The sequence below is a fragment of the Petrachloros mirabilis genome (assembly GCF_975968855.1).
The window spans coordinates 1-4,366 of sequence record NZ_CDLUDY010000092.1; the positions used below are offsets into that span (position 1 = coordinate 1).

Consider the following 4,366-nt stretch of genomic DNA (forward strand, 5'->3'; position numbering starts at 1 on the left):
CCGCCATTGATGACCTCAAAAAGCGCCTGACGAGTATGAATGAAGTCAATCAGCGTTTGCGAATTATGCTGGGAATCGAGATTCCCAAGCCCGGGGATCAAGTCAATGGACGAGGTGGAGAAGAAACTCCGCTCCCGGAAGGGAGCACCGTAATCCATACGGATAAGAGTCAACAGACCGCAGATAAACCTTCGCAGTCAAGTCTTGGAACGCAGGAGCCTCTAGTAAATTCTCAGCAGTTGGAGGCAGTCGACGACCAGAAACTTGTCGCTGCAGTAAAAGAAGGCATTGACTGGTTGACGAAGGAAGCCGATTCGCAGGAAAAGACCCTCCAAGAGCTTTATGCTGTTGCAGAGCAAAAGTCGTCACGTTGGGCTGCAACTCCGTCGATATGGCCTGTGAAGGGTTGGGTTACATCAGGTTTTGGACCGAGAGTGTCCCCGTTCACGGAGAAACCGGCTTGGCATGACGGATTGGATATCGGAGCTGCAGCGAATGCTCCGGTTCAGGCCCCGGCCCAAGGCCGCGTGACGGTGGTAGGATTTGACCCAAAGCTGGGCAATCTTGTGAAGCTCGACCACGGGTACGGTATGGAGACCCTCTACGGTCACCTAGCTAAAGCGTTGGTCAAGGAAGGACAACGAGTAAAACGCGGTGACGTCGTTGGGCTCGTTGGAAGCACCGGACTTGCCACTGGTCCCCATCTTCACTACATGGTCAAGGTAAAGGGCCAAACTTTGGATCCCACCAAGTTTATTTTGGACTAGACTATAAATCATTTGTGTTTGCATGGGAGGCGCGCTACGAATCACATCGTAGCGCGCCTCTTTTGTTGTTAAGCATCGGATCATCGGGAGTCTGAGCATGATATATTCTGCAGTCATAATTTTATTGAACTGCTCCGGTTGAACTGATGACGGATATTGACATAGCTAGGTCATGCAAGCCGCTTCCCATTCAAGAAATAGGAAAGCAACTTGGCCTCTCTCCAGATGAACTCCTCCCGTACGGACGGTTTAAAGGAAAAGTTTCTCTCAACGCTTTGGAGCGCCTCAAACGTAGACCGCAAGGTCGATATATCTTAGTCACGGCGATCAATCCGACTCCGTTAGGCGAGGGGAAGACGACTACCGCTATTGGATTGACGATGGGACTCTGTCGTCTCGGCCACCGTGCTGTTGTGACACTTCGACAACCTTCTCTTGGTCCCGTGTTCGGGATAAAAGGGGGAGGGACGGGAGGTGGCCGAGCGCAGGTGATTCCGATGGAGGATATCAATCTACATCTCACAGGCGATGCCCATGCCGTCGCTGCCAGTCATAACCTCCTTTCAGCATTTGTCGATAACCATCTATTTCACGGGAATGCGCTAGAGGTCGATCCGACGAGAATCTCATGGCCTCGCGCCGTTGGCGTCAGCGATCGCATGCTGAGACATGTGACGCTAGGAGAGGGGATAGGGAAACGCTACGGGCAATTTGTGATTACGGAAGCATCCGAGGTGATGGCCATTTTGGCTTTGGCATCCGGTCAAGGTGATTTAAGAAAACGGCTCGGACGGATTGTTGTGGGAATGACAAAGGGTGGCAAGAGTGTGAATGCTGAGTTGTTCGGCGTTGCGGGATCCATGGCAGTACTCCTGAAAGATGCGCTGCTTCCTAACCTCGTCCAAACGCTTGAGGGGACCCCAGCATTTGTTCACACCGGTCCGTTCGGCAACATTGCCCATGGAAACTGTTCCATTCTGTCAGACGAGATAGCGCTTCGCTGTGCGGACTACGTCGTGACGGAAGCAGGGTTTGGCAGCGACCTTGGTGCGGAAAAGTTTTTCAATATCAAGTGCCGCCTCTCCGGTTTCAGGCCTGCAGCAGCAGTCATCGTGGCGACATTACGAGCCCTGAAGCTTCACGGGGGAGGAGGGATGGTCAACGTAGGGACCCCACTGCCCGCCACTCTCACGGGGCCCAACCAAGAAGCCCTTGCTCGAGGGTTTGCCAATCTCGAAAAGCACATAGAAAACGTGAAGGCTCACGGGGTTCCCGTTGTCGTAGCGGTCAATGCCTTCAAAGACGATCCAATATCGGAACTCGAATGGGTCTGCCAGCAGGCGAAAAAAGTTGGAGCAGCAGAGGCCGCCATCTCTACCCATCATACCGACGGCGGAAGGGGCTCGGAGGAACTGGCATGCGCCGTCACCCGTGCGGCGGCCTTGCCTTCAGCGTTCACACACCTTTACGAGGCAGGGTGGCCTATCCGGAAGAAGATCGAAACGATTGCCCTGGAAATCTATGGGGCGGCTTCCGTTTCGTTCGAAGATCCGGCTCAACAACAGATCGAGGTAATTGAACGCTTGGGCTACGGCGAGCTGCCGATCTGTATGGCCAAGACCCCCTTGTCGCTCTCTCACGACCCGACGCTGAAGGGCCGTCCAACTGGATTTTCGCTTCCGGTCAAAGAAGTGCGCCTGCTCGCGGGCGCCTGTTTCCTTACGGCGGTCTGTTCGGGGATTCAGCTCATGCCGGGCTTACCGAAGAAGCCGGCCGGTGAACGTGTCGATATCGATCCGGCCACGGGGCACATTGTCGGGTTGTCATAGCGGAAGCGTTAGCGCTTCTTGAGGTAGCGGAAGAATTCGGAATCCGGACTCATGACCAAGGTGGATTTCTCATTAAATGACTTCTTGTAGGCTTCCATCGACCGGGTGAACTCGAAGAAGCGGGGATCCTGTCGATAGGCATCCGCATAGATTCGAAAGGCCTTGGCATCACCGGCACCTCGAAGCTCCTCCGACTCCTTATAGGCCTCCGCCAAGATAATTTCTTTGTCCTTTTCGGCGTCAGACCTGATTTTCTGTGCTTCTTCCGCTCCCTCGGCTCGGTACTGTTTAGCCTGTCTTTCTCGCTCTGCCTGCATCCTGGCGAATACGGCTTTTTCGTTCTGCTCGGGAAGATCGGCACGTTTGATTCGTACATCCTGGATTTCAATTCCATAGGCAGAGGCTTTTTCATTTGCCCGCTCCGTGACGACCCGCATAAGTTGCGCACGGGTCATCGAGACAATCTCCAAAAGATCGTGGCGGCCCAGTTCGACGCGAAGCTCCGAGTAGATTATGTCGTGGAGCCGCTGCAAAGCGCCTCGCTGGCTATGAAAGGCTTGATATACCTTGAGCGGATCAACAATGCGCCATTTGGCGAAGTTATCCAGAAGGAGCGTCTTCTTGTCCTGTGTAATCACGTCTTGCGCATCAGAGTCGTAATCCAAGAGGCGCTTGTCAAAGTAGGTGACTTCCTGCACGAACGGCACTTTCAGGTATAATCCTGGTTCTGTGACTGTTCGTTTTGGCTTGCCGAGTTCCACCACGATTGCGGTTTGGGTCACGTCGACAACAAACAACGGTGAGGCTCCGAGGATGAACAGGCCGATGGCCACGATGACCACTGCTATAATCAGGCCTTGTTTCGTCATGACTGAGGTCCTTCTGCAGATTTCGGAGCCGAATGGCCTTTTCGATCGAGCGGAAGATAGGGGAGGAGCCGCTCACCACCCTTCCCGTCGATGATCACTTTCTCCACATTCGGGAGGATCTCCTCCAACGTTTCGATATAGATCCGCTTGCTAATGATGTCGGGGGCCTGCTTGTATTCTTTCAGCGTGGCGAGGAACCGGTTCGCTTCACCTTGCGCACGATTCAGTCTTGCTTGTGCGAAGCCTTTGGCTTGGTTTACGATTTGAGCTGCCTCACCCTTGGCTTTAGGAATAATGTCGTTGCGATAGCCCTGCGATTGGTTGATCAGCTTTTCGCGGTCTTCTTTGGCGTTCGTGACGTCCTTGAACGCCGCGGCGACGGCTTCCGGCGGATCGACGTCCTGCAATTGGACTGCTGCGACCTGCACACCGGCTTGGTATTGGTCCAAGATGGATTGGAGCAAGGTCATTGTGTCCTGCTGAATTTGGGCCTTGCCGGTCGTCAACGCTTCGTCGATCTTGCTTTTCCCGACGACTTCACGCATGGCCGCCTCAGCCGCTTTGCCGATGGTTTCGTGCACGTCGGCGACATTGAAGAGGTAATTTATCGCTTCTTTGATCTTGTATTGGATGATGAATTCGATTGCGAGGATGTTCATATCGCCGGTCAGCATCAATGCTTCGTTGGGAACCATTTGCTGGCGGCCCTGGCGATCCGTCCGGAATCCGACTTCGATGCGGTGAAGCTTCGCCACTTTTGGTTGAAGGACGCTTTCGAGTATTGGGATTTTAAGATGAGGCCCAGGACCGACTGTGCGGACAGGAGTGCCGAACCGTTTTACGACGCCTTCCTCGTCGGGCCCGACGATGAAGGCGCATTGCCACAGCAAAAAGATCGCCA

At 54.0% G+C, this 4,366-nt stretch carries 4 protein-coding genes; 2 read left to right on the forward strand and 2 right to left on the reverse strand.

The features are described 5' to 3' along the window. Together ACWVCN_RS03830 and ACWVCN_RS03835 are read left to right on the forward strand one after the other, a co-directional pair. Positions 1–767, forward strand: a 767-nt coding sequence (locus tag ACWVCN_RS03830) for a M23 family metallopeptidase (RefSeq protein WP_455244191.1), incomplete at its 5' end; no start/stop codon positions are given. 146 nt (positions 768–913) lie between these two features. Then, positions 914–2,596: a formate--tetrahydrofolate ligase gene (locus ACWVCN_RS03835; RefSeq protein ID WP_455244192.1), complete on the forward strand. Its 1,683-nt coding sequence runs from the start codon at positions 914–916 to the stop codon at positions 2,594–2,596. Positions 2,597–2,604: 8 nt separating this feature from the next. On the opposite strand, the gene hflC is transcribed toward ACWVCN_RS03835, so the two are convergent. Then, positions 2,605–3,465 (reverse strand): protease modulator HflC, encoded by an 861-nt coding sequence (hflC, locus tag ACWVCN_RS03840; protein ID WP_455244193.1) that lies wholly within the window; start codon positions 3,463–3,465, stop codon positions 2,605–2,607. Next, positions 3,462–4,366 (reverse strand): FtsH protease activity modulator HflK (gene hflK / locus ACWVCN_RS03845; protein WP_455244194.1); only part of this gene is annotated, 905 nt, incomplete at its 5' end. The genes hflC and hflK, both read right to left, overlap by 4 nt.